The sequence below is a fragment of the Variovorax sp. UMC13 genome (genome assembly GCF_014170375.1).
Lineage (GTDB): Bacteria > Pseudomonadota > Gammaproteobacteria > Burkholderiales > Burkholderiaceae_C > Variovorax.
The window spans coordinates 205,951-230,614 of the sequence record NZ_LZZW01000010.1; the positions used below are offsets into that span (position 1 = coordinate 205,951).

Annotated in this window: 13 protein-coding genes; 3 read left to right on the forward strand and 10 right to left on the reverse strand. The window is 69.4% G+C overall.

The window, feature by feature from the left end:
• Positions 1 to 91 precede the first annotated feature (91 nt).
• Positions 92 to 1,324, forward strand: coding sequence for a multidrug effflux MFS transporter (locus A9977_RS06050; protein ID WP_183023971.1), 1,233 nt, complete (start codon positions 92 to 94; stop codon positions 1,322 to 1,324).
• Between the two features lie 243 nt (positions 1,325 to 1,567).
• On the opposite strand, the gene phhA is transcribed toward A9977_RS06050, so the two are convergent.
• Both phhA and hppD read right to left on the reverse strand, forming a co-directional pair.
• Positions 1,568 to 2,464, reverse strand: a complete 897-nt coding sequence (gene phhA / locus A9977_RS06055; RefSeq protein ID WP_183023972.1) for a phenylalanine 4-monooxygenase — start codon at positions 2,462 to 2,464, stop codon at positions 1,568 to 1,570.
• Positions 2,465 to 2,466: 2 nt separating this feature from the next.
• On the reverse strand, positions 2,467 to 3,555 hold the full coding sequence (gene hppD / locus A9977_RS06060) for a 4-hydroxyphenylpyruvate dioxygenase (protein ID WP_183023973.1): 1,089 nt from the start codon (positions 3,553 to 3,555) through the stop codon (positions 2,467 to 2,469).
• A 121-nt stretch (positions 3,556 to 3,676) separates the two neighbouring features.
• On the opposite strand from hppD, the gene A9977_RS06065 reads away from it, so the two are divergent.
• The gene (locus tag A9977_RS06065; RefSeq protein WP_183023974.1) at positions 3,677 to 4,159 is read left to right on the forward strand and encodes an Lrp/AsnC family transcriptional regulator; all 483 of its coding nucleotides are present in this window, start codon (positions 3,677 to 3,679) and stop codon (positions 4,157 to 4,159) included.
• A 27-nt stretch (positions 4,160 to 4,186) separates the two neighbouring features.
• Here the strand turns inward: A9977_RS06065 and A9977_RS06070 are convergent, their stop codons facing one another.
• The 3 genes from A9977_RS06070 to A9977_RS06080 form a co-directional block, all read right to left on the reverse strand.
• Positions 4,187 to 8,413, reverse strand: coding sequence for an OmpA family protein (locus A9977_RS06070; RefSeq protein WP_183023975.1), 4,227 nt, complete (start codon positions 8,411 to 8,413; stop codon positions 4,187 to 4,189).
• A 62-nt stretch (positions 8,414 to 8,475) separates the two neighbouring features.
• The gene (locus A9977_RS06075) at positions 8,476 to 16,464 is read right to left on the reverse strand and encodes an SdrD B-like domain-containing protein (RefSeq protein WP_183023976.1); all 7,989 of its coding nucleotides are present in this window, start codon (positions 16,462 to 16,464) and stop codon (positions 8,476 to 8,478) included.
• A 365-nt stretch (positions 16,465 to 16,829) separates the two neighbouring features.
• The gene (locus tag A9977_RS06080; RefSeq protein ID WP_405054671.1) at positions 16,830 to 17,564 is read right to left on the reverse strand and encodes a response regulator transcription factor; all 735 of its coding nucleotides are present in this window, start codon (positions 17,562 to 17,564) and stop codon (positions 16,830 to 16,832) included.
• Positions 17,565 to 17,685: 121 nt separating this feature from the next.
• Here A9977_RS06080 and A9977_RS06085 point away from each other — a divergent pair, with 121 nt between their 5' ends.
• Positions 17,686 to 19,743, forward strand: coding sequence for a sensor histidine kinase (locus A9977_RS06085; RefSeq protein WP_259651833.1), 2,058 nt, complete (start codon positions 17,686 to 17,688; stop codon positions 19,741 to 19,743).
• On the opposite strand, the gene A9977_RS06090 is transcribed toward A9977_RS06085, so the two are convergent.
• The 5 genes from A9977_RS06090 to A9977_RS06110 all read right to left on the reverse strand — a co-directional run bounded on the left by A9977_RS06090 (position 19,744) and on the right by A9977_RS06110 (position 24,562).
• On the reverse strand, positions 19,744 to 20,451 hold the full coding sequence (locus A9977_RS06090; RefSeq protein ID WP_183023979.1) for an ABC transporter ATP-binding protein: 708 nt from the start codon (positions 20,449 to 20,451) through the stop codon (positions 19,744 to 19,746). It abuts the gene before it with no gap.
• Positions 20,444 to 21,202: an ABC transporter ATP-binding protein gene (locus tag A9977_RS06095; RefSeq protein ID WP_183023980.1), complete on the reverse strand. Its 759-nt coding sequence runs from the start codon at positions 21,200 to 21,202 to the stop codon at positions 20,444 to 20,446. Before A9977_RS06095 ends, A9977_RS06090 begins: the two co-directional genes overlap by 8 nt.
• On the reverse strand, positions 21,199 to 22,200 hold the full coding sequence (locus tag A9977_RS06100; RefSeq protein ID WP_183023981.1) for a branched-chain amino acid ABC transporter permease: 1,002 nt from the start codon (positions 22,198 to 22,200) through the stop codon (positions 21,199 to 21,201). The genes A9977_RS06095 and A9977_RS06100 overlap by 4 nt, the downstream gene beginning before the upstream one ends.
• Positions 22,200 to 23,072: a branched-chain amino acid ABC transporter permease gene (locus tag A9977_RS06105; RefSeq protein WP_183023982.1), complete on the reverse strand. Its 873-nt coding sequence runs from the start codon at positions 23,070 to 23,072 to the stop codon at positions 22,200 to 22,202. Before A9977_RS06105 ends, A9977_RS06100 begins: the two co-directional genes overlap by 1 nt.
• 314 nt (positions 23,073 to 23,386) lie before the next feature.
• The gene (locus A9977_RS06110; RefSeq protein ID WP_183023983.1) at positions 23,387 to 24,562 is read right to left on the reverse strand and encodes an ABC transporter substrate-binding protein; all 1,176 of its coding nucleotides are present in this window, start codon (positions 24,560 to 24,562) and stop codon (positions 23,387 to 23,389) included.
• Positions 24,563 to 24,664 lie beyond the last annotated feature (102 nt).

The window sequence follows — 24,664 nt, forward strand, 5'->3', positions numbered from 1 at the left end:
CCCAGGCCGGTTCCGCGGGGTTTCTGGCAGATACCATGAGCGCCTTCGGGCGCTCTTTCTTTTTCCGCCCCGATCAGCCGGAACCGCCTGCATGAATCCCGACGCTCAAACCCTTTGGAAAGCGCCCCGCTGGGCCCTGGCGGTGCTGCTGGCCGTGCTCGGCATGCTGGGCCCGTTCTCGATCGACACCTACATCCCGGCCTTCTCGGGCATCGCGCGCTCGATCGGCGCCACGCCGGTCGAGATGCAGCAGACGCTGTCGGCCTACCTGTTCGGCTTCGCCTTCATGAACCTGTTCCACGGCGCGCTGTCGGACAGCTTCGGTCGCCGGCCGGTGGTGCTGTGGGGGCTGGCAGTGTTCACCCTCGCCTCGCTGGGTTGCGCGCTGTCGCAGACCATCGGCCAGCTGGTGCTGTTCCGGGCGCTGCAGGGCCTGTCGACCGGCGCGGGCATCGTGGTGTCGCGCGCGGTGATCCGCGACATGTTCCCGCCGGCCGAGGCGCAGAAGGTGATGGCGCAGGTCACGATCTACTTCGGCGTGGCGCCGGCGATCGCGCCCATCGTGGGCGGCTTCCTGTTCGTGCACGCGGGCTGGCACAGCATCTTCTGGTTCCTGGTCGGCGTGGGCGTGGTGCTGTTCGTGGCCAACTGGAAGCTGCTGCCCGAGACGCTGCACCCCACGCATCGCCAGCCCTTCCATGCGCGCCACCTGATGCGCGGCTACTGGGACCTCTGCTCCGACCCGCGCTTCCTGCTGCTCGCGCTCGCGAGCGGCGTGCCCTTCAACGGCATGTTCCTCTACGTGCTGTCGGCGCCGGCCTTCCTGGGCGACCACCTGCAGCTCGCGCCGACCCAGTTCTTCTGGTTCTTCCTGCTGACCATCGGCGGCATCATGGCCGGCGCCTGGGCCAGCGGCCGCATGGCGGGCAAGGTGCCGCCCAAGCGGCAGATCCGCGACGGCTTCGTGATCATGCTCGCGACCTCGATGGTCAACGTGGCGGCCAACGCGCTGTTCGCGCCGCATCCGGCCTGGGCCATGTGGCCGATTGGCTTCTTCGCCTTCGGCTGGGCGCTGATGGTGCCGGTCGTGACCCTGCTGGTGCTTGACCTGCACCCGGAGCGCCGCGGCATGGCCTCGTCACTGCAGGCGGTGATCGGCTCGACCGCCAACGGCCTGGTGGCCGGCCTGATCGCGCCGCTGGTGATGCATTCGACGCTGGCCCTGGCCATCACCTCGATCCTGATGATGGGGATCGGGCTGGTGGCGTGGGTGTGGTTGCACCGACGGTGGCCTGAAATCGGGCGCAAGGTGGCGGAGTACTAGCCCCCCCGAAGGCGATGCGGCACTTCGTGTCCGCGTCGCCCTCCCCCCCAGGGGGGCGGCACCGGCGGCCCGGCGAAGCCGGTTCCGCGGTAGCACCTGGCTCTCCCCCGAAGGCTCGCGGCACTGCGTGTCCGCTTCGCCCTCCCCCTTCCGGGGGCGACACCAGCGGCCCGGCAAAGCCGGTTCCGCGGTGTCCCTGGTAAAGAAGAGAGAGAGGGCGCGAAGACGACGGCGGCTGCGCGCTCAGGCCGGCTTGGCCTGCTTGCGCTTGGCGTCGTGGTACTGCCCCGTGCCGCGCACCAGCACGCGGTCGCTGGGCAGCACGTCGCCGGGCTGGTGTTCGGGTTGGCCGGCGATGCGGTCGTAGATCGGCGCGAAGTCGATCTTGGCGAGTTCGAGCAGCTGGGCCAGGCTGTCGATGACGAAGTAGCTTTCCTGGAAATCGTCGATGCGGTAGTTCGTACGCATCACGCGTTCGAGGTCGAAGCCGATGCGGTTGGGCGAGGCGTCCTCGAGCGAGAACACGCTCTCGGTGCGCGAGGACGCGATGCCCGCGCCGTAGATGCGCAGGCCGTCGCTCTGCTGGATCAGGCCGAACTCCACCGTGTACCAGTAGACCCGCGCCAGCTTGTCGAGCACGCCCAATTCCTTCGCGCGCAGGCCGCCCTGGCCGTAGGCCTGGATGTAGTCGGCGATCGACGGGTTCATCAGCATCGGCACATGGCCGAACACGTCATGGAACACGTCGGGCTCTTCCAGGTAGTCGAGCTCGTGCGGTTTGCGGATGAAGTTGCCCGACGGGAAGCGCCGGTTGGCCAGGTGCTCGAAGAACACCTCGTCGGGCACCAGGCCGGGCACGGCCACCACCTGCCAGCCGGTGCGCTGCATCAGCACCTCGCTGAGTTCCTCGAAGTCGGGAATGCGCTCGGCACCGATGGGCAGGTTCTTCATGCCCTCGACGAATGCGTCGCAGGCGCGGCCGGGCAGCAGTTTCGTCTGGCGCTCGAACAGCGTCTTCCACACCGCATGCTCGGCCGGCGTGTAGTTCTGCCAGCCCTGGTCGATGGTCCAGTCCGGACGCTCGGGCTTGGCCGCATCGCCGGCCGCGAGCCCGTGCTTCGTCGCTTCGGCGGCCAGCATGTTCAGGCCTCGGTGGTGTCGAGGACGCCGCGGCGGATCTGGTCGCGCTCCAGCGATTCGAACAGCGCCTTGAAGTTGCCCTCGCCGAAGCCTTCGCGGTAGTTGCCCTGGCGCTCGATGAACTCGAAGAACACCGGGCCGAAGGTCGGCGTGGAGAAGATCTGCAGCAGCAGGCGGGCATGGCCGCCCTCGGTGGTGCCGTCCATCAGGATGCCGCGCGCCTGCAGTTCCGCCACGTTCTGGCCGTGGCCCGGCAGGCGGCCGTCGAGCATCTCGTAGTAGATGTCGTTGGGCGCGGTGGCGGTCTGCACGCCGGCCATCGCCAGCTTGTCGACCGCGTCCTGCAGGTTGTCGCAGATCAACGCGATGTGCTGGATGCCTTCGCCGTTGAACTGCATCAGGAATTCCTCGATCTGGCCGCCGCCCTTCTTCGATTCCTCGTTGAGCGGGATGCGGATCATGCCGTCGGGCGCCGACATGGCCTTGGAGGTCAGGCCGGTGTATTCGCCCGAGATGTCGAAGTAGCGGATCTCGCGGAAGTTGAACAGCTTCTCGTAGAAGTCGGCCCAGAAGGTCATGCGGCCGCGGTAGACGTTGTGCGTCAGGTGATCGATCAGCTTCAAGCCATGGCCGACCGGGTGGCGGTCCACGCCCTCGATGAACTCGAAGTCGATGTCGTAGATCGACTTGCCTTCCTCGAAGCGGTCGATCAGGTACAGCGGCGCGCCGCCGATGCCCTTGATGGCCGGCAGGCGCAGTTCCATCGGGCCGGTGGGGATCTCGATCGGCTGGGCGCCGAGTTCGAGCGCGCGGTTGTAGGCCTTGTGGGCATCCTTCACGCGGAAAGCCATGCCGCAGGCCGAGGGACCGTGCTCGGCCGCGAAGTAGGCGGCGGCGCTCTTGGGTTCGCGGTTGACGATGAAGTTGATGTCGCCCTGGCGGTACAGCACCACGTCCTTCGAGCGGTGCTTGGCGACGAGCGTGAAGCCCATCATCTCGAACACCGGCTCGAGCACGCCCGGCGTGGGCGATGCGAACTCGACGAATTCGAAGCCTTGCAGGCCCATGGGGTTGTCGAACAGATCGGCCATCGTGTGTCTCCAGAAAATGCGGGTGGGGTTGCCCTCGATGCTAGGCGCTCGCCACACACGATTCCTGCAACTTGGGCTCGCGCCGAGGCAGGCAACGCAAGATTCCTGCAAAATGTAGCGCATGAGCGCTCCAGTCGAACTCGACACCATTGATTTGCGCGTGCTTCGCGCGTTGCAGGCCAACGGCCGCGCCACCTACGACGAGCTGGCGGCGCAGGTCAGCCTGTCCTCGTCCGCCACCCTGCGGCGGGTCAAGCGGCTGGAGGAATCGGGCGTGATCCAGGGCTATGTGGCGCTGCTGCGGCCCGAGCGCGTGGGCCTGCCGCTCACGGCCTACATCAACGTGCGGCTGGAAAAGCACACCGAGAGCCACAAGCGCAACCCGATGGACGCCTTCCGCGCGTCCATCCAGGGCTGGCCCGAGGTGATCGAGTGCGCCTCGCTCACCGGCGACATGGACTACCTGCTGCGCGTGGTGGTGGCCGACATGGCGCACTACTCGCGCTTCGTGATGGACACGCTGCTCAAGCACCCCAGCGTGCAGGACTGCAAGACCAGCTTCGTGCTCGACAAGGTCAAGACAACGACTGCCCTGCCCATCTAGCCCCCGCCCGCGGCGGGAGCCTCCGAATCAGAACTTGCCAAGCACGTTCAGGAAGAAGCCCTTGCTGCGGTAGCTCAGGTCGGTCAGGTCGTCGGAGTAGTCGGTGAAGTTGTAGCCCACGCCGACCTTGAAGTTCTCGTTGACGTGGTAATACCCGGCCGTGAGCCAGCCGGTCTTGCGGTCCTGCAGTTCCTTGGCGCGCAGCGAGCGCAGTTCCAGCATCCAGTCCCAGTTGCGCACCAGCTTCCAGTCGACGCGGACCACGGCGAGTTCGGCCGTGCTCTTGAACCAGGGCGCCGAGTTGTCGCGGCTCGCGCGCAGGTCGCCGCGGCGCCAGGCGTACTTGCCGCCGATCGTCCAGCGCTGGTTGATGTCGTAGGTCGCATCGACCGCGAACACGTGGCTGCGCTGCTGGTAGTCGATGCCGGTGCTGTTGACCGTGCCCATGTTGCTGTCCAGCCCGGTGTTGACCACCTGCCCCGGCGACGAGAGGTCGTAGAGGAAGGTGTACTTGAACAGCAGGTTCAGCTTGTCGTTGAGCGCCGGGCGCAGGCCGTAGCCGACCATGGCCTCGGTGTACTTGGCGGCGTTGAGCGCGCCGCTGCTGCTGTCGCTGTCGGCCCAGTTGAGCTTGCCGATCCAGCGCGCGTCGCGGTCCACCTTCCAGCTGAAGGAATTCTTCAGCAGCCAGCTGGTGCGCTCTTCCACCGCGCCCGCGTCCTTGCGGTACTCGATGCCGCCGCTGTACTTGACGGTCTCGCTCGAATAGCCGGCCGTGGTGGCCACAGCCTCGCGCTTCATCACGCCCAGGGTCTCGGCACCGATCCAGCCGTTCTCGAAGTTCAGGCCGAAGGTCCAGCGCGTGTCGGGCGCGTACTGCACGCCGTAGGCATGGGTCAGGCCCGGCTGGGTGCCGGTGCTCTGGCGGTGCTCGGTGAACAGCGTGAGCCCGTCGCCGACGCGCGAGCGCGCACCGGTCACGAGGTTGCCGCCGCGGCCGATCAGGTTCTCGTCGGTGCGGCCGGTGTCGGCCACGTAGGTCATGTAGACGCTGGAACGGTCGTCGTACTGGTAGTCGACGCCGGCCTTGCCGGCCGCGCCGCCGTCGCCGCCCGAGAGCTCGGCGCGCAGCGCCAGCTTGTCGTTCACGCGGTACTTGCCGCCCAGGCCCAGGCGGTCGTTCTCCTGCCGCGTGCCGGTCGTGCGCAGGCTCTTCTGCGCGAAGCCGTAGAGGCTGTAGCGCTCGGCGCCGGTGTACTCGAGCTGCACCGCGGCATCGGTGCGTTCGCCGTGCACCGCCTGCGTGCTGGGCAGCGAGGGGCTGGTGATGACCGCGTCCCCACTCTTCTCGTCATGGCGCAGGCCCAGGCCCAGCTTCCACGCCGGCGCGAACTGCCAGCCGTACTGCACATCGAGCACGTCGCTGTTGTAGCCGTCGCGTTCGTCGCGGCGGTCGGCCTTCAGGCGCAGCTCGCCGGTCTCGCCGATCGGCACGTTGGCGGAGGCGCCCACCTGCGTGGTCTGGTTGCTCGCGTACTGGCCGGGCGCGGAGAAGCCCGCGTCGCGCGACTGGGTGTAGGCGCCGATGCGGCCGCCCGAGGCGATGCCGAAGTCGCGCAGGTCGCCCTGGCCTTCGAGGCGCCAGGCGTTGGCCCGGCCCGAGGGGCCGTTGCCGAACTGCGTCGAGCTGAAGTTGAAGCCGCCGTCCAGCGAGTTGAGCTGGTGCGTGCCCGGGCCTTCGCTGCGCGCCACCTCGGCCTTGAGGTAGGTGCTCTCGGTCTTGCGCAGCGTGAGGTCGGCACCGGCCAGGCGCTGGTCGGCGCCGATCTGGTCCTGGCGCGCGGCCGTCACGCCCACACCCACGTGGTCGTTGGCCCACCACGACACGCGCGCGCCCGTCGCCATGGTGTCGAGCGAGCTGGTCAGCGGCGTGTATTCGTAGTCCACCACCAGGTAGACCGGCATGCCCGCGAAGCCGCCGGCGCGCACCAGCGAGCCGTCGTCGGCCAGGCTCGACAGCGGCGAGGACAGCAGCACGCGGCCCTGCAGGTAGTCGATCTCGTAGTCGGAGGTCGGCACCAGCTGCGAGCGCTTGAGCACGAAGCCCGAGTCGCGGTCGCGGATCTCGATGCTCACGCGCTCCGCACCGCGCGTGATGTCCTGGTTGCGAAGGTAGTAGAGCGAGCCGCCGGTGCCGCGGAATTCCTCGCGTGCCGCCAGCGTGCCGGGCTCGGCCGCATAGGCGTCGACCTTGAGCCGCGCCTCGCCGAAGGAGGTCGTCTCGTCGCCCAGGTAGCGGCCGTAGAAGCCGTAGAGGCCGCGGCTGATGCGGGTCAGTTCGGTGTCGCCGAAGTTGAGCTTGAAGTTGCCCCACATCGCCTGCGAGCGACCGTCGTCCACGCGCAGGTAGAAGCGGCCCTGGGTCGGCGCGTCCTCGATCGAGGTCGAGTCGTCGCCGAAGGTGCTCCACGACTCGGTCGGGTCGAAACGCCGGAACAACGAGGTCGGGTCCTTGTGGTCGAGGTTGCGGAACATCTCGTCGAGCGGACGCTCCTCGGTGTCGAGGCTGGCCGTGAGTGTCCAGCGCTCGTTGAGCTGGCCCTTGGCGTAGCCCGCGAGCCGGCCCTCGCTCCAGCTGCCGCCGCCGTAGCGGTTGCGGTCGTTGGTCACCAGCGCGGCCGGGCCGCTGACGCTGTTCTTGCCGATCGTGAGGTCGGCCTGGCCGATGAAGAACCAGTCGCTGGTCGGCAGGTCGAAGTCGCGGCGGTAGATGCGCGCGGCGCCCTGCGCGTCGACCACGGCGATCTCGCCGGTCTGCACGCTGCGCGGCACCAGCTGCTGGAACACGAAGCGTCCGTTGTCGTCCACCGGCACCGCGAAGCCCAGTGCGCGCACCGTCTCGCCCGGGCGGATCGACGCGCCGCTGGCGGTCACCGTGCCGGCCTGCAGCGGGATGTTGGCGATCGCGAGGTTGCTCTTGCCGTAGGCCTGCAGCAGCTCGCGCTCGGGCTCGGGCGTCTTCAGGTCGGGGACATGGCGCTCGGCCACCGACAGCGAGAGGTCGTCGGTCTCGTCGAAGCGGCCCTGGCGGTCGTAGACACGCAGGCGGTAGTAGATCTTGCCGCCGCCGGCGTCGGCATGGCGCTCGAGCAGGCCCGCGGGCACGGTCCACTCGCCGCGCATCTCCGCATCCAGCGGCACGGTGGCCAGCGGGCGGCGCTGCATCACGTCGTTGGCAGTGAACAGGCGCAGCTCGGCCTTGGCGGTGAACAGGCGGTAGTTGCTGTAGCCGGCGAAGCGCACGGTGTCGCCGGCCACCACGGTGGCGGGCCAGGCCGAGGCGCTCAGGCGGCGCGGTGCCGACAGGTTGTCGTACTGCAGGCGCAGCTGGTTGCGCTCGAGCTGCACGTCGACGCAGCGCTGGCGGTCGGCGCTGGTGGCGGCGATGCCGTCGGCGCCCAGCAGCTGGCCGTCAACCGTGATGCGCAGCGGCGCCTCGTCGGTGCCGAAGGCGGTCAGTGTGCCGCAGGCCGTGGGGTCGGTGGCGGGCGTGCCGGGGCGCACGATGGCTGGCGTCACCTCGGTCCAGTAGACGCGCACCTCGACGCGCCGGTTGGCGGGCCAGTTGGCCGGGTCCTGCGCGGGCACGGCCAGCGGCTCGCTCTCGCCGCGCGAGGCGGCACTGGCCGCGCCCGCGGGCAGGCCCAGCTGCTGCGTCAGGTAGCGGCCCACCTGCTGGGCGCGCGCCAGGCCCAGGGCCTGGTTGTCGGCGAAGCGCGGCTTCAGCTGCGGGCTGATGCGCTGCACGTCGGTGTGGCCGACGATCTCGAAGCGCAGGCCGGTGCGGCCCTTCACCTGCGCCACGATCTGGTCAAGGCGCTCGCGGTCGTCGGGCCGCAGCAGGTCGGCGCCGGAGGCGAAGCGCGGCGTGCTGCTGTCGCTGCGCGGCACGGGCTGCGCGGCGATGGTGCTGGCGGGCGTGCCGCCCACGCGCTCGCGCTTGTCGCCCAGCACGAAGACGGCCTTCGGCAGTTCGCGCTCGGCGCTGCGCGGAATGACGTCGGTGCCGGAGATCTCCACCGCGCGTGGGTCGGCCGCGCTGCGGTCGAGCATGCGGCCGCGCACTTCGGCGCTGCCGTGGCGGGTGTCTGATCCCGAGGTCTGGGCCGGCGTCTGGGCCGCGGCCCAGCCCATGGCGAAGCAGGCACTGGTGACGGCGCTCGCCAGGGCGATGCGCTTCGGAAGCTTTCTCATGGAGGCTCGCTGGGTCGAAATCGGTTGCGGGGTGTCGTTCATGGCGGTGGGGGCTCCGGGCCTCATGGCGTCACGGAGGCGGGCACCAGCTCGACCTCGATGTCCAGGTTGAAGAGAGGCGCGTCCCCCTTGTCGGCGCGCTCGCGGCCCAGCTGTTTCCAGCGCGCCAGCAGTTCGGCCTTGAGCGCCGAGGTCCGGGCCTCGCCCAGCGACGCCGGCTCGCCGGCCGCGGCGCGGTAGGCCAGGCGCAGCACCGAGGGCTTCTCGGCCAGCGCGGTCACGGTCTGCGCGATCTGCGCCGCGTGCTCGGCGCGCAGCGCGTTGCCATTGGCTTCGAAGGCGTTCGACTGCAGCGCCAGGCGCACCACGCGGTGCACGGTGGCGCCGAAGTTGACCTTCAGCACCTTGCCGCGCGTCGCGCGTTCGGCCGCCGGGTTCTCGCTGGTGGTGCGGTAGCCCGAGGGCAGCGTGCGTTCGTCGACCTTGAGCACCAGGTTGCTTCCGGTGCCTTCCTTCGGGATCGCGGCGCAGGCGATGTGGTAGCGGCCTTCGGCATCGGTGGTCACCAGCACGCCGTTGACGGTCGCGACGCGCACATTGGCCAGGCCCGGTTCGCCCTCGTCCTGGTAGCCGTTGGCGTTCTTGTCGTCGTACACGGTGCCGATCACGTCGGTGCAGTCGAAGAGCGCATCGGGGATCACGCGCACCGCCGCCGTGGCGAGGTTCGACAGCACGCGGCCGCCCACGCCCTGGTTGACGATCACCTGGTTGACGTACTCGCCCTCGCCCACGCCCACCCCGACGCCGGCGACCATCACGTATTCCTTGGTCTCGTTGCCGGCGAAGTTCTGGCCGGGCACGATCAGCTGGCGGCCGTTGACCTGCGGCACCACCGGCAGCGCCACGCCGCCGGGCAGCGTGCGCACCGAGAGCGAGCCCTGCACGTAGCGGAAGCCCGGCGGCAGCGTGTCGACCACCGCCAGGTTGCTCAGCGGCACGCCGCGCGTGTTGCGCGCCGTGATGCGGTAGGGCAGCAGCTCGCCCTTCTTCACCGTCAGCTTCGAGGTGGTCTTGCGCAGCTCGATCAGGGTCGAGTTGGCCGGGTCCAGCGGGATGTTGTTGGCCACCACGCGCTGTCCGCCGCCCGCGGGCATCTGGAAGCTCAGGTAGTAGCCCGCGCCCGCGACCAGCGCACCGCCCGGACTCATCACGCAGGGGTTGGTCTGCGCCGGCACCGGACCGTTGGCCGGCGCCGAGCAGTTCTGCGTGCCGAAGGTGCCGGCCGCGGCCGGGAAGATCGACGACGGCAGGTAGGCGCCCGGCGGCGTGATCGCCAGCCGGTACTCGCCCGCCGGCGCGCCCGGCAGCAGGAAGAAGTCGTAGCCGCCGGCCACGCCGGTGGTGTAGCTGTCGCGGCCGTCCAGCAGGTGCTGGGCCGGGTCGAAGCCGGGCGGGCCGACCAGGGTCACGACCGCGCCGGGCACCGGCGTGGCGCTGATGCTGTCGTACACCACGCCACCCGGGTCGTAGGGCAGGTCCTGCTGGACGATGTTGGCGCCCGCCGTCACGCGCACCTTGATCGAGTAGCGCGGATCGCTGGCCGGCGGCGTCGGGTAGGCACCGCCCGCGCCGTTCTGCGCCGGGTCGGTGGGCCAGGTGCCGCCGACGATGCGGCCGTCGGGCGTGCGGAAGCGCACGCGGTACTCGCCCGGCGTGAGGTCGCCGAAGCGGTAGCTGCCGTCGGCGCCGGTGACCACGCTGTACTGCGGCACCAGCGCGTTCTCGGCGCAGGCGTTGCCGCCGTCGGCGCAGCGCATCAGCTCGACGGTCCAGCCTTCGCCGCCGCCCTCGCCGCCGTCCTTGGTGCGGTTGTGGTTGGCGTCGAGCCAGACCTTGCCCGAGAGCGCCGCCGGCTGGTTGCTGCGTTCGCTGAAGTCGTAGCCCGTGCCGTCGACGGCCGGGGTGTTGAACTTCACCACGATCACGTTCGGGCCCTGCGCCATGCCGCCCAGCGTGCCGGGCTTGGCGATGCCTTCGTCGTAGCCCGCGGGCTGCGTCTCGGTCAGCGTGTAGCCGTTGCCGTCGGGCATCGGCAGGTTGGGCAAGGTGTACTTGCCGTTGGCGTCGGTGACGGCGGTGCGCGTCACCGGGTTGCCGGCCGCGTCGGTGCCGGTCAGCGTGATGGTCACGCCGGCGATCGGCAGGTCCTGCGGGTCGCGCGTGCCGTTGCCGTTCGCGTCGTTGTAGACCGTGCCGGCCAGCGAGGCGCCGCGTTCGCCGAAGTTGTAGTCGTCGCCGTTGCCGCCCGCATAGGCGATGGCGCCGATCACGTCGTTGCCCAGCGTGCCGCTGCGCACGCCCTCGAGCGTGCCGACCGCGTCCAGGCCGTCGGCATAGGTCACGGGCTGCGTCTCTCGGATGGTGTAGCCCGCCGCGTCGGCCGGCAGCAGGCCGGTGAAGACGTAGCGGCCGGTGGCGTCGGTGACAACGGTGGCGTTCACCGCCAGGCCGCTGGCGGAGCGGCCGGTGAGCGTCAGCGTCACGTTCGGGATGCCGGGCTCGCCCGGCTGGCGCACGCCGTCGTTGTTGCCGTCGACGTAGACCCAGCCGGCGATCTGGCCGCCGAGTTCGCCGAAGTCGTAGCCGATGCCCGCCTCCTCCGAGGCCAGCACGATGTCGCCGATGCGGTCGTTCACGCCGCCGGGGTTGGCGGTGCCGCGCGGCACGCCGCCCACGGTGCCGACGCTCTCCCTGCCGTCGGCCATGCCGGCGGGCTGGGTCTCGTCGATGCGGTAGGTGCCGGGCAGCAGCGTCTTGGTGCTGTAGAGGCCGTCGACGTCGGTCGTCAGCGTCTGCGTCACGGTGTTGCCGAGGAAGTCGGTGCCGCTGACGGTGACGGTCACGCCCGCGATGCCGGGCTCGCCCGCATCGCGCACGCCGTTGGCCGGCGCCACGTCGGCATAGACATGGCCCGACAGGCTGGCCGGCTTGACGGCCGAGAAGTTGTTGCCGGTGGAGCCCGCGCCGTTCGCGCCCAGCACGATGCTCTGGATCACGTTCGAGGTCGAGCCGCGCGGGCCGGAGGTGGTGCCGTTGCCGGTGGCCGGCACGCTGCCCGGCGCGCTGTTCGTGCCGCTGACGGTGCCGGCGCGCGTGAGGCCCGGCTCATAGCCCGCGGGCCGGGTCTCCGTCAGGGTGTAGCTGCCCGGTGCGAGGTTGGGGAAGCTGTAGTCGCCGTTGGGCGCGGTGGTGGTCGTGCGCGAGACCGCATTGCCGTTGGCGTCGGTGCCGCTCAGCGTGACGGTCACGCCGCCCAGGCCGGGCTCGGTGCCGGTCTGCACGCCGTCGCCGTCGCGGTCGTAGTAGACCCGGCCGCTGATGCCGCCCGGCACCAGTTCGCCGAAGTAGTAGGGGCCCTGCGACAGCGGCGGTGCCGTGCCGGAGACCGTCACGCCGGTGATCACGTCGCCGCCGGGCTGCGCCGTGCCGGGGTTGCCGTTGGCGTTGGCCTTGCCCGGCGCGTAGTTGGCGGGCTGGGTCTCGGTGATGGTGTAGCCGGTGCCGTTCGAGGGCGGCACGTTGCGGAACTCGTAGCCGCCCGGCGTGCCGGTGGGCACGGCCAGCAGGTTCACCGGGTTGCCCGCGGCGTCGGTGCCGGTCAGGCGCACGACGACGTTGGGGATGCCGTTCTCGCCGGCCTGCGGCACGCCGTCGTTGTTGTCGTCGACGAAGACCTGCACCGGGATGCGGGTCAGCAGTTCGCCGAAGTCGTAGCCGGTGGCGACCACGCCCGAGCCCAGCGCGATGGCCGTGATCTGGTCGCTGGTCGCGGTGCTGCCGCCCGCGCTGCCCGCGGTGTCGGGACCGTCGGCGAAGTTCGCGGGCTGCGTCTCGGCCAGCGCATAGCTGCCCGGCTGCAGGTTGGGGAAGCTGTAGTTGCCGGTGCTGGCCGCCGTGGTGAGGACGATCGGCGTGATCGCGTTGCCGAACATGTCGGTACCGCTCAGCGTCACCGTCACGTTGCCGATGCCCGGGTCGCCCGCGCTCGACGCGCCGCTGTAGTCGGCGTCGTGGTAGACCCGGCCCGCGATCGATGCGAGGCGCACCTCGCCGAAGTTGTTGCCGCTGGAGGAGGCGCCCGCGCCCAGCACGATGTTCTGCACCGTGTTGGCGTTGGAGCCGTTAGGCCCGCTGGTGACGCCCGCGCCGGTGGTCGGCACGATGCCGGCGTTGCCGGTGCCGGTGACGGCGCCGGCGCGCGTGATGCCCGGCTGGTAGGCCGCGGGCTGGGTCTCGGTCACGGTGTAGGTGCCGGGCGGCACGGTGAAGGACCAGTTGCCGCTGGCGTCGGTCACGACCGTCATCGGCGGCACGGTGTTGCCTTGGGCGTCGGTGCCGGTGAGCGTGAGGGTCACGCCCGCGATGCCGGGCTCGCCCGCGTCGGGCTGGCCGCTGCCGTTCAGGTCCTCGTAAACCCGGCCGCTCAGCGTGCTGTTCTGCACCGTCACCTGGCCCGCGTTGTGGTTGTTGCCCGCCATCGGGTCGCTGCCGCCGTTGGTGTCGCCCGAACCGGTGGTGACGATGGTCGCGGTGTTGGTGAAGACCGCGTTCTGCGCCGGCAGGTTGGCCGGCGTGAAGCGCACCGGGATGCGGACCGTGGCCGTGCCGCCATTGGGCATCGAGGTGATCGCGCAGACCACGCTGTTGCCGCCGATGGCAGCGACGCAGCTCGGCGCGGCCGGCGTGAAGCTGCCGCCGGTCACGGTGAACACCGGCGCCGCGGCAACCTGCATGCCGCCGGGCAGTGTGTCGCGGAAGGTGGTGTCCTCGGCCGCCTGCGGCCCGTTGTTGCGCACCTGCACCAGCCAGTCGAAGACCTGGGTGCCGGCCACGGTCGTGAGCGGCGTGGTGGTGCCGCTGGCGACAGCCTGCTTGCCCACCACCTCGACGTCGGCGCGGAAGCGGAAGGTGGTGTTCTCGCCGATGGCGTTGTTGCCGGGCTGGGCGTCGTACTGATCCAGCGAAGCGTCCGCGAACGAGGCCTTGACGTTGTTCGTGAAGATGCCCTTGCCGACGCCCTTGAGCACCACCGTGAACTGCAGCGTGCTGAGTTCGCCGGTGTTGCCGCTGCCGCTGCCGCCGAGCACGGGCACGTTGAACACGACCTGCCCACCGGGCTGGCCGACGGTCACGCCGCTGAGGTCGATGGTGGTGCCGGGCGGTGCATTGGCCGGAATCGCAGCAGAGACGAAGGTGGGCGCCGCCTGGCCAGGGATCGTGCCGGCGGTCGGCAGGGTGTCGACCAGCCGCACGTTCTCGGCGGTCGAGGGACGGTTGTTCGACAGCGTGATGGTGTAGCGCACCTCCTCGTCCGACATGGCCGGGTCGACCGAGTCGGTCTTGGCCACCACCAGGTCGTAGTCGGGCGCGGTGACGTTCGCCGGCGCCGAATTGCTGTTGTTGTTGTTGACGTTCTCGGGCGTCTTCGTGGAGACCACCACGTTGTTGATGACGGTGCTGCCGTTCAATACCGCCAGCGGGCGCATCTCGACCCGGACTGTCTGCTGCGCACCGCGGGCGATGCTGGTCCAGCTGCAGGTCAGCTTGTTGTTCGCTGACGGACCGACCGGCTGCGTGGTGTTCGGCTGCACGGCACATGTGCCGCCACCGCTCGGCGTGGCCGAGATGAACATCAGGTTGGGCGGCAAGGTGTCGTCGATCTGCACGTCGTAGGCCGTGCTGTAGCTCAGGTCGGCGAAGGTGCGGTTCTTCGCGGTGATCACGTAGGTCAGCAGCTGCCCGACCTTGACAGGCGTGGGGTTGGCGCTCTTGTCCACGGTCACATCGACCAGCGCCGTGTAGTAGGCGGTCGCGTTGGCCGTGTTGTTGGCAAGGTTCGGGTCGGCTGGCGTGGCCGCCAGCGCGTTCGCCGAGTTGGCGATCGGGAAGTCGTGGCTGGTGGCCGACGTGCCGCTGCCGTAGTGGCGTACATCCACGGCGATCACCGGGCACAGGGGCAAGGCACTCGGTGCGTCGGTGCTCGCGCGGCAGACCGGCAGCGTCGTGATGTTGCAGCTCTGCAGCGCGGCGGTACCGCCGCCCGCGCCGGGCGTGCCGACACTGCAGCTGCCGCCGAAAGTGGCGCCGTTGGGCGTCTGCAGCACCGTGCTGGCACTCGACCCCACCACGCTCTGGAAGGTGTCGGTGACCGCGACGTCCCGGGCCACCGACTGGCCGCGGTTCACGACCTCGATCTCCCACTTCACCGGCTGGCCGGCCACCTGCCGGTTGCCAGCGGTACTGCCGATGCCGACCACGCGCTTGAGCACGAGCACGTCGGCCTGCGTTGCCGACTCGTCGATGCCGGTGCCGATCGTGGTGCAGTCGTTGCCGGTCTGGGTGTCGGGATCGGTGCCGTTGCCCAGCGCCACGTTGACGCAGGCCTGGTTGCTGATCAGGCCACTCGCCGGCAATGTCGGGACGATGGACGGGATGTTCACGGTGCCGCCCGACACATTCACGGCGAGATCGGCGGTGAGCGTGCGTTCGCACGACACCAGGGCCGGGCCGTTCACGGGGTAGGCGGCGGGCACGCCACCGTTCACCGTGCAGACGTAGTTGGTGCCCGAGGGCCGGGCGGTGATCTGCACGCCGGCCGGCACGTTGTCCACCAGCGTGATCCTGCTGCCGCTCAGCAGGCGGGTGCCACCGAGGTTGGTGGAGCTCAGCACGTAGTTGAACGCCGTGTTCAGCGGCACGTTCAACTGGCCGGTGGAGAGGCTCTTGCCGACGCGGAAGTCGGTGTCGGACAGCGCCACGTTGGCCGCGGCCGTGCCGGTCTTCGAATCCGCCAGCGGGCCGCCGGAACTGACGGTCGCGCTGTTGGTGATCGGTGCGCCGGGTGTCATCGCGGTCACCGGCACGACGATGTTGCCGAGCGCGACGTTGGAGCCGCCCGCGCCACCGATGTCGGGACGCGTGCAGCTCACGGTCTGGCCTGCGACGCTGCAGTTCCAGCCGCCGGTGCTGGTGATGGGCGCCTCGATCCGGAAGTTCGACGGGAGGGTGTCGGTGACCGTCACGCCCACCGGTGGGCTGCCGCTGAATGAAGGCGCCAGCGTGAAATTGAAGCGCTGGCCGGTCAGGATCTGGCCGCCGTCGTGGCTCTTGGCCATCGCCAGTGCACTGCCCGCGCTCACCGTGGTGTTGGCCGTGGCGGCGTTGTTGCTCGAGACGCCGTCGCCGACGTTGCCGGTCGGCGCCACGTTCGCCTGGTGGGTGATCGTCGAGCCCGTGGCGGCGCTGACCGTGCCATTGACCGTGAAACTCTGGCTCGCTCCCAGCGCCAAGGCGCCGGCCGTACAGCTCAGCGTGTTCGAGGCAATGGTGCAGCCCGCGGGCGCCTGCGTCACGCTGAAGCCCGGCGGCAGCGGATAGGTCAGCAGCGAACCCGAGCTCGCATCCGGACCGTTGTTGGTGAGCCTGAACACCACCGACTGCACGCTGCCACTGCCGGCCGTGCTCGGCGCGGTCATGACGAGCGCGATGTCCGCGCCCTGGTTCACCGTGATGGTCTTGGGCACCGGCGGGTTGCTGCCCTGGGGCGTGGCCACCACGGTGAGCGTGCCCTGGGCCCGCGTCTGCAGCAGCACCTCGAACACCCGGGTCTGGCCGCCGGCCAGCGTGATGCCGCTGCAGCTGACCGTGCCCGGCCCCGCGTCGCCGACCGCCACGCTGGACGTGCAGCTGCCCACGGGCACGGCGCCCGTGCCCCGGTAGACGGTGTTGGCCGGGATCGTGAAGGTGAACGAAGTGCCCGGCGCGCCGACCGCGTTGCCGTTGTCGTCCGAGACGCCGATCGCCGTGCTCACGGTGCCCCCCGCCGGCACGATCTCCGGCGTGGGCACCACGCTGGAAATCTGGGTGGCGGCCTGCGCGGCGCCGGCCAGCAGCAGCGAGGAAGCGACAAGAACGGCGAAGCGCCTGGCAACTTGCGCGGCGGTGGCGAGGCCCGTGAGGGGACGGACTCTCGAAATACTCAGGATGGTCATTGCGTGCGGTCGGTCATGAGTGACGCCGCCCGGATGCCGCGCATGGCGCGCGGCGTCCGTCGTGGGCGGCAGTGCTCCGAAAAACCTCCTTGCGCGGTCAAGCGCGTTGCGGGGGAGGTCTTCGACGGCCGCGATTGTTCTTGTGCACCCCGGTTACATTCAAACCGAGTTTTTGACAATTATTGACAATTTGTGACGCTCACGAATACTTTGGGATTCGTCAATTGCAAACTGGCCGCTCAATTGCAGATTCATTCCGCTGAAAAGCGGAAATACCGCACACTTTTAAAGACGGCGTGCGCCGCAATGCACAAGGCCCGGGGGTCCCGGGCCTTGAATCCTTTTGCCGAAGCGGCGGTGCTTTGCTACTTCGCCAGCACGTAGCCGGTGCCGCGCACCGAATACAGCGGCAGGCGCATGCCCAGCTTGCGCGCCTTGCGGCGCACCCGGCTGGCGATGGCATCGACGCGGTGGCCGTCGAAATCGAAGACGTCCCCGCCCAGCGCCAGGATCAGTTCGTCGCGGCTCACGGTCTGGCCGCGGCGGCGGAACAGGCAGCCCATGAAGGCCCGCTCGCTGGTCGTGAGCTTCATCTCCAGCCCGTTGGGATCGGCGACGATCCACTCGCCTTCCAGCAGCCGCCAGGTGCCGGCGCGCACCTCGGGGGGCGCAGGCGGCGCGCTCGCCGCCACCGGTGCCGGCGCCGCCACGGGGGGCAGGCGCCGCCCCAGCGCGTTCAGGGTCTCGGCCAGCTCGTCGATGTGCACCGGCTTCACGAGGTAGGCGTCGGCCCCGGTGCGCAGACCCAGCAGCCGCTCGTCGAGCTGGCCGCGCGCCGTGACCAGCACCACCCCCACGCCGCCCGCGGCGCGCAGGTGGGCCACCACCGACAGGCCGCTTTCACCCGGCAAGCCGATATCGATCACCGCCACATCGCAGGGCGCGATCGCAAAAGCCTTGTAGAACTCGGGCGCAGCCGGAAAGCCGGCGGTCTGAAAACCCAGTGCAGCCAGGCTAAAGAGCATTTCTTCGCGAAGATCGTCGTCGTCTTCCAGAACATGAACACGCAAGCGCCGGGGTGTGGTGATAATTTTCATCATTCTTAATAAATTGTAATTACGTCATTTCCGTTGCGTTCAACAGAAATTCGCTCCGCCCCGCCTTTTGTTCTGGAACGCGTCTCTTCCGATGTCCTTTTCCCCGTTGTTGCGAAGCTGCCTGATGGCGCTCTGCCTGTGGCTGGCCGCGCCGGCCTGGGCCTTCCTGACCCTGGCGCCGTCCGACGGGCTGGCGCGCGCCGCGCTACCGACGGATGCGGTCGAGGTGCTGAACGATCCGTCGGGCGCCTGGGACATCGCAGCCGTGAGCCAGGGGCCGCCCAGCCAGGACTTCGTGCCGCTGACCCGCCCGCTGGCGGCGGGCTTCACCCGCGACGTGGTCTGGCTGCGGCTGTCGCTGGCCCGTGCCCCCGAGACGCCCGCGCCCTGGCTGCTGCGCATCCTGCCGGCCCGCCTGCACGACGTGACGCTGTACGCCCCCGACGGCCGAGGTGGCCATGTCGCCACCGAGCTGGGCGCGGGAAGGCCCTTCGCGCAGCGCGAGATCGCCGACCATCACTTCGTCTTCCCGCTGACGGTCGGAACCGCACCCGCGCACTACTTCGTGCGCCTGCACAACGAGGCCGGCCCCCTGCAGGCGCAGCTCGAGCTCTGGCAGCCCGCGGGCTTCGAGCGCGAGCGCGGCACCGACTACGTCTTCATCGGCGCGCTGATGGGCGCGGTGGCGCTGGCGATCTGCATGAACCTGTGCTTCTGGGCCTGGCTCAAGGAAGGGCTCTATGGCCACTACGCGCTCTACCTGTTCGTGCTGTGCGCATTGCTGCTGCTGCGCATGGGTTACGCGGCGCAGTGGCTGGAGCCCGGGCGCGCCCTGCCCTTCGACCAGATCATGCTGGCGGCCCAGTGCGTGTTCAACGCGGTGGCCACGGCGTTCATGGCGCGGATCTTCGGCTTCCGGCGCCACGCGCGCTGGGCGGCGCGCTTCTTCGATCTGATGGTCGCCTGCAACCTGGCGGCCCTGGCGCCGGTGCTGGCAGGCCACCCCGCCGCGGTCGCACCCTGGCTTGCCACCGGCAGCCTGGTGTCCACGCTGTTCGGCGCACTCTTCGTCTGCTACCTGATCGGCGTGCGCCGACGCTGGCGCTACCTGCTGCCGGCCGCGGCCTTTTCGGTGGGCACGCTGCTGGGCCTCTACGCCATGCTCCAGACCTGGCTCGGCCAGGCGCTGCCCGGCGGCCTCAGCGAGGACATCCACCTGCTCGGCACCATCACGCACCTGGTGCTGCTCAACGTCGCCGTGGCCGACCGGACCCGGCATGCGGAGCGCAACTACCGCCTCGAGAAGGAACGCGTGTGGTCGGTCACGCGCGACGCCGAGCAGGCACTCGAGGTCAAGGTGATGCAGCGCACCGCCGAGCTGGCGCGCGCCAACGTCGCGCTGCGCGACGAGATCAAGAAGCGCGGGCTGCTGGAAACCCGGCTCCTGCAGTCGATCGAAGTCAAGCGCAACGCCATCAAGCAGCAGCATGAGTTCGTGTCGATGGTGTCGCACGAATTCCGCACGCCGCTGGCGGTGATCGACGCGGCCGCGCAGTCGCTCGACATCTCCGCGCTCGGCGCCGATCCGACAGTGAAGCCGCGCACCGCGAAGATCCGGCGCTCGGTGCAGCGGCTCTCGATGCTGATCGAGAACATCCTGACCGTCGACCGGCTGCAGCTCGAGCAGCGCCCCCTGCGGCTGGAGCCGGTGGACGTCGAGCTGCTGCTGCGCGGGCTGTGCGACACCTTCAACATGCCCGGCGCCCGGCGCCTGCGGCTCGAGGCACGGGTCCACGCGCCCGAGGTCGAAGCCGACCGCTCGCTGCTGGAGATCGCGCTGCAGAACCTGATGCACAACGCGCTCAAGTACTCGCCGTCCGAGCGCGGCGTGCGCGTGGTGCTCACGGGCGAGGCGGAGGGCGTGTCGATCGAGGTGATCGACCAGGGCGTCGGCGTGGCGCCCGACGAGACGCAGCACATCTTCGAGCCCTACTACCGCTCGGCGCGCATGGCCAAGGTGCCGGGCTCGGGCCTGGGGTTGCACCTGTCGCGCGAGATCGCGCGCCGGCATGGCGGCGAGGTGAGCCTGGTCGCGACCGGCGACGACGGCTCGACCTTCCGCCTGGTGCTGCCGACCACGCCGCCACCGCCGCCGCCGCGCTCGGACTTCGCGGCGCTGTAACTACCGCGCCACGCCGAGCAGGCGGTCGAGCAATTCGGGCTGCGCGCGCAGCGCGGGCGCGCTCGAGGCATGCACCACGCGGCCATGGTCGAGCACCACCGCCTCGTCGGAGATCGCGAGCACGGCCTGCGGATGCTGCTCGACGATGATCGCCGCCAGGCCCTCGGCCTGCGTGACGCGGCGGATCGCGCGCAGCAGCTCTTCCACGATGATCGGCGCCAGCCCTTCGAGCGGCTCGTCGAGCAGCAGCAGCCGCGGGTTGAGCACCAGCGCGCGGCCCACCGCGAGCATCTGCTGCTCGCCGCCGGAGAGCTGCGTGCCCAGGTTGCCCTTGCGCTCGGCCAGCCGCGGGAACATCGCGTAGACGCCCTCGGGCGTCCACTTGCCGGGACGCTGCACCGAAGTCAGGTTCTCGTGCACCGTGAGCGACTTGAAGATGTTGCGCTCCTGCGGCACCCAGCCGATGCCGGCGGCCGCGCGGCGGTGCGGCGCGAGCCGGTCGAGCACGGTGCCGGCCAGCGCGATGCGCCCGCCGTGCTGGCGCGTGACGCCGGCCAGCGTGTTGATCAGCGTGGTCTTGCCGGTGCCGTTGCGGCCCAGCAGCGCCAGCGTGCGGCCCTCGGCCAGCGCGAAGGACACGCCGTCGAGCACCACCGCCTCGCCGTAGCCTGCGCGCAGGTTCTCGATCTGCAGCAGCGTTTCACTCATGCGTGGCTCCATGGCCCAGGTAGACCTCCTTGACGCGCGGGTCGGCCGCGATGGCCTCGGGCGTGCCCTCGGTCAGCACCGCGCCGTTGACCAGCACCGTCATGCGGTCGGCGAAGCCGAACACCAGGTCCATGTCGTGCTCGATCAGCAGCACCGTGACCCCGGCCGGCAGCGCGGACACGGTCTGCAGCAGCTCCTCGCGCTCGCCCGCGGGCACGCCGGCCACCGGCTCGTCGAGCAGCAGCACGCGCGGCTCGCAGGCCAGCGCGATCGCGATCTCCAGCAGCCGGCGCTTGCCGTAGGCCAGCTGCTTGGTGGGCTGGCGCGCCACGTCGGCCAGGTGGAACTGCTCGAGCAGCTGCGCCGCGCGCGCCGTCACCGCCGTGTTCGAACCCAGCGGCCGCCACCATTGCGCGCCCAGGCCCCGGTGCTGCGACACCACCAGCACCAGCGTCTCGAGCGGCGTCATCGAATCGAAGAGCTGGTTGATCTGGAAGGTGCGCACCAGCCCGCGCGCCACGCGCTTGTGCGGCGCCAGGGTCGTGATGTCTTCGCCCAGCAGGGTGATGCGGCCTTCGCTCGGCGTGAGCACGCCGGTCAGCTGGTTGATCAGCGTGGTCTTGCCCGCGCCGTTGGGGCCGATCAGCGCATGGCGTGCGCCGCGCTTCAATTCCATCGACACGTCGTGGGTGGCGGTGATGCCGCCGAAGCGCATCACCAGGCCATGGGTCGAGAGCACGGTATCGCTCATGCCGCGTCCACCTTCTTCTTCGTTGCGCCGGCACCGAACCAGGTCCAGGGCTTGAACAGCCGGTCGCGCCCCACCAGCACCAGTAGCACCAGGATCAGGCCGATCCAGAACATCCAGTACTGCGGCGTCACGGCCGACAGCCAGGTCTGCAGCAGCTTGAACACGATGGCGCCCACCACGCCGCCATAGAGCCAGCCCACACCGCCGATCACCAGCATCAGCAACACGTCGGCCGAGCGATCGAAAGCCAGCACGTCGAGCGAGGCGAAGCCCGTGGTCTGCGCCAGCAGGGCGCCCGCGGCACCGGCCACGCCGGCCGCGAGGGTGTAGATGACCGCGACCCGCGACACCACCGGGATGCCGATGGCCATGGCGCGCAGCCGGTTGTCGCGGATCGCCTTGAGCGTGGCGCCGAAGGGCGAATGCACCAGCCGGCGCATCAGCAAAAACAGCAGCAGCATCACGGCCAGCGAGTACCAGGCGGCCGTGCGGCCGTAGAGATCGAATTCGAACAGGCCGAGCACCGGCCCCATCACCACGCCCTGCAGGCCATCGGCGCCGCCGGTGAGCCAGTCGAGCTTGTTGGCCAGTTCCAGCAACAGCAGCGCGGTGCCCAGGGTGACCATCAGCCTCGTGAGGTCGCTGCCGCGCAGGATCGTCACGCTGGCGACCAGGCCCAGCAGGGCCGACAGCACGGTCGCGAACACCAGGCCCACGGTCGGGTCGGGCATCACGAGCTTGGCGAACAGCGCGGCCGCATAGGCGCCGAAACCGAAGAAGGCCGCATGGCCCAGCGACACGATGCCGGTATAGCCCAGGATCAGGTCGAGCGACATCGCGAACAGCGCGACGATGGCGATCTCGTTGACCAGCAGCGAATGCGAGGGCATGAGCAGCGGCAACGCGAAGGCCGCGGCCCAGGCCACGAATTCGAGCGGGTGCCAGCGGGCCTTGCGCAGCAGGGCCGACTGGAAGTCGGCGGCGGACGGTGCGTCCATCAGCGACCTCCCTTGCGGGTGAACAGGCCCTGCGGGCGCCACATCAGGATCAGGATCATCAGCAGGTAGACGGTGAACGCGCCCATCTTCGGAATGAAGTACTTGCCCGCCACGTCGGCCACGCCGAGCAGCAGCGCGGCCGCGAGCGGCCCGGTGATCGACGAGGTGCCGCCGACCGAGACCACGATCAGGAAATAGATCATGTACTTGAGCGGGAAGGTCGGGTCGAGCCCCAGGATCTCCGCGCCCAGCGCGCCGCCGAGGCCGGCCAGGCCCGAGCCGACCGCGAAGGTCAGCAGGAACACGCGGTTGACGTCGATGCCCAGGCCCGAGGCCACGCGCGGATCGTCGACCGCGGCGCGCAGCCGGCTGCCGAAGCGGGTCTTCGACAAGATCAGCTGCAGCACCACGGTCAGCACCGCGCACACCGCGACGATGAACAGCCGATAGTGGCCCATGCCCAGCATCCATGCGCCGTCGCCGAGCTCTGTGCGCCCGCGCAGCCAGTCGGGCAGCTGCAGGTTCTGCTGCGAGGAGCCGACGAAGTAGTCGATGGCCGCCACCGCCATGAAGGTCAGGCCGATGGAGAACAGCACCTGGTCCAGGTGCGACTTGCCGTACATCGGCCGGTAGAGCGTGCGCTCCAGCAGCGCGCCGGCGCCGCCCACCACCACGAAGGCCAGCGGCAGGCACAGCAGGAAGGGGATGCCCAGCTTCTGCATCGCGAACACCGTGAGGTAGCCGCCCGCCATGGCGAACGCGCCGTGCGCGAGGTTGATGAAGTTCATCAGCCCCAGCGTCACGGCCAGCCCGACCGCGAGCACGAAGAGGAGCATGCCGTAGGCGATGCCGTCGAAAAGAATGGTCAGCATGGTTCAGTCGGGACGCGGGAATACGGATGGCCGGACGCAGAGGACGCGGAGATTTCGCAGAGGACGCAAAAAAGAAAATCAGAAATTTCTTCGACCTCCTTTTGCGCCTTCTGCGTCGTTTCGGACTTCCTTCTGCGCCCGGAAGTCCGATCCTGTGCTTACTTGGCGGACCCTGGAATACGGATGGACGGACGCAGAAGACGCGAAGGTTTCGCAGAGGACGCAAAAGAATATCGAAGAAATCTTCTTGGTTTCTTTCGCGTCTTCTGCGTCATCTTGGTTTTCGTTCTGCGTCCGGAAGTCCGGTCCCGCTTTTACTTGGCCTTTCCAGGGTCCTTCACACCCTTGATCACGTCGAACTCGACGTTGTACAGCTGCCCGTCCTTCTTCTCGACCTTGCGCAAATACACGTCCTGCACCACGTCGCGGGTCTGCGCGTCGATCAGCACCTGGCCGCGCGGGCTCTCGAAGATCTGGCCCTTCATCTTCTCCAGCAGCGCGGTGCCGTCGCCCTTGCCGCCAGTGGCCTTGAGCGCTTCGTAGATCACCCGCATGCCGTCGTAGCCACCGATGGCCATGAAGTTGGGGCGCATCTTGGGATTGGCCTTCTCGAAGGCCTCGACGAACTTCTTGTTCATCGCCGACGGGTGCGCGGCCGAGTAGTGGTGCGAGGTGACCACGCCCAGCGCGCCGTCGCCCATGTCGTTGAGCTGGTCGTCGTCGGTCACGTCGCCGGTGGCGATCAGCCGGATGCCGGCCTTGTCCATGCCGCGTTCGAGGAACTGCTTCATCACCGCCGCGCCCGCGCCCGAGGGCACGAACACGAACAGCGCATCGGGCTTGGTGTCGCGCACCTTCTGCAGGAAGGGGGCGAAGTCGGGGTTGCGCAGCGGCACGCGCAGCTTGTCGAGCACCTTGCCGCCGTTGAGCTGGAAGCGCTCGCTGAAGAACTGCTCGGCGTCGTTGCCCGGGCCGTAGTCGGCCACCAGCGTCACCACGGTCTTGATGCCGTTCTTGGGCGCCCAGTCGCCCATCGGCACCGACACCTGCGGCAGCGTGAAGCCCGAGCGCACGATGTAGGGCGAGGCCTCGGTGATGCTGGAGGTGGCCGCGGCCATCACGAGCTGGGGCGTCTTCGACTGGGTGGCGATGGGCGCCACGGCCAGCGCCAGCGGCGTCAGGCCGAAGCCGGCGAGCACGCCGACCTTGTCGTTCACCACCAGCTCCTGCGCCAGGCGCTTGGTCACGTCGGGCAGGCCGGTGTCGTCCTTGACGATCAGCTCGATCTTGCGGCCGGCCACGGTGTCGCCGTTCTGTGCCATGTACAGGCGCGCGGCCGCTTCGATCTGGCGGCCGGTGGACGCCGATTGGCCGGTCATGGGCAGGATCAGCCCGATCTTGAAGGGCGTGGTCTGCGCCTGCGCGGCGAAAGGCAGGGCCAGTGCGATGGCGGCCAGGCCTGCGGCCTGGACCAGATGGCGACGTTGCATGGTTGTCTCCTGAGGAATATGGAATGCCGTAACCGGCGTCATTGTGAACACGCCCGGGCGCGCCGACTTCGCGGCAATCCCCTAGGCGACCGATGCTGCGGC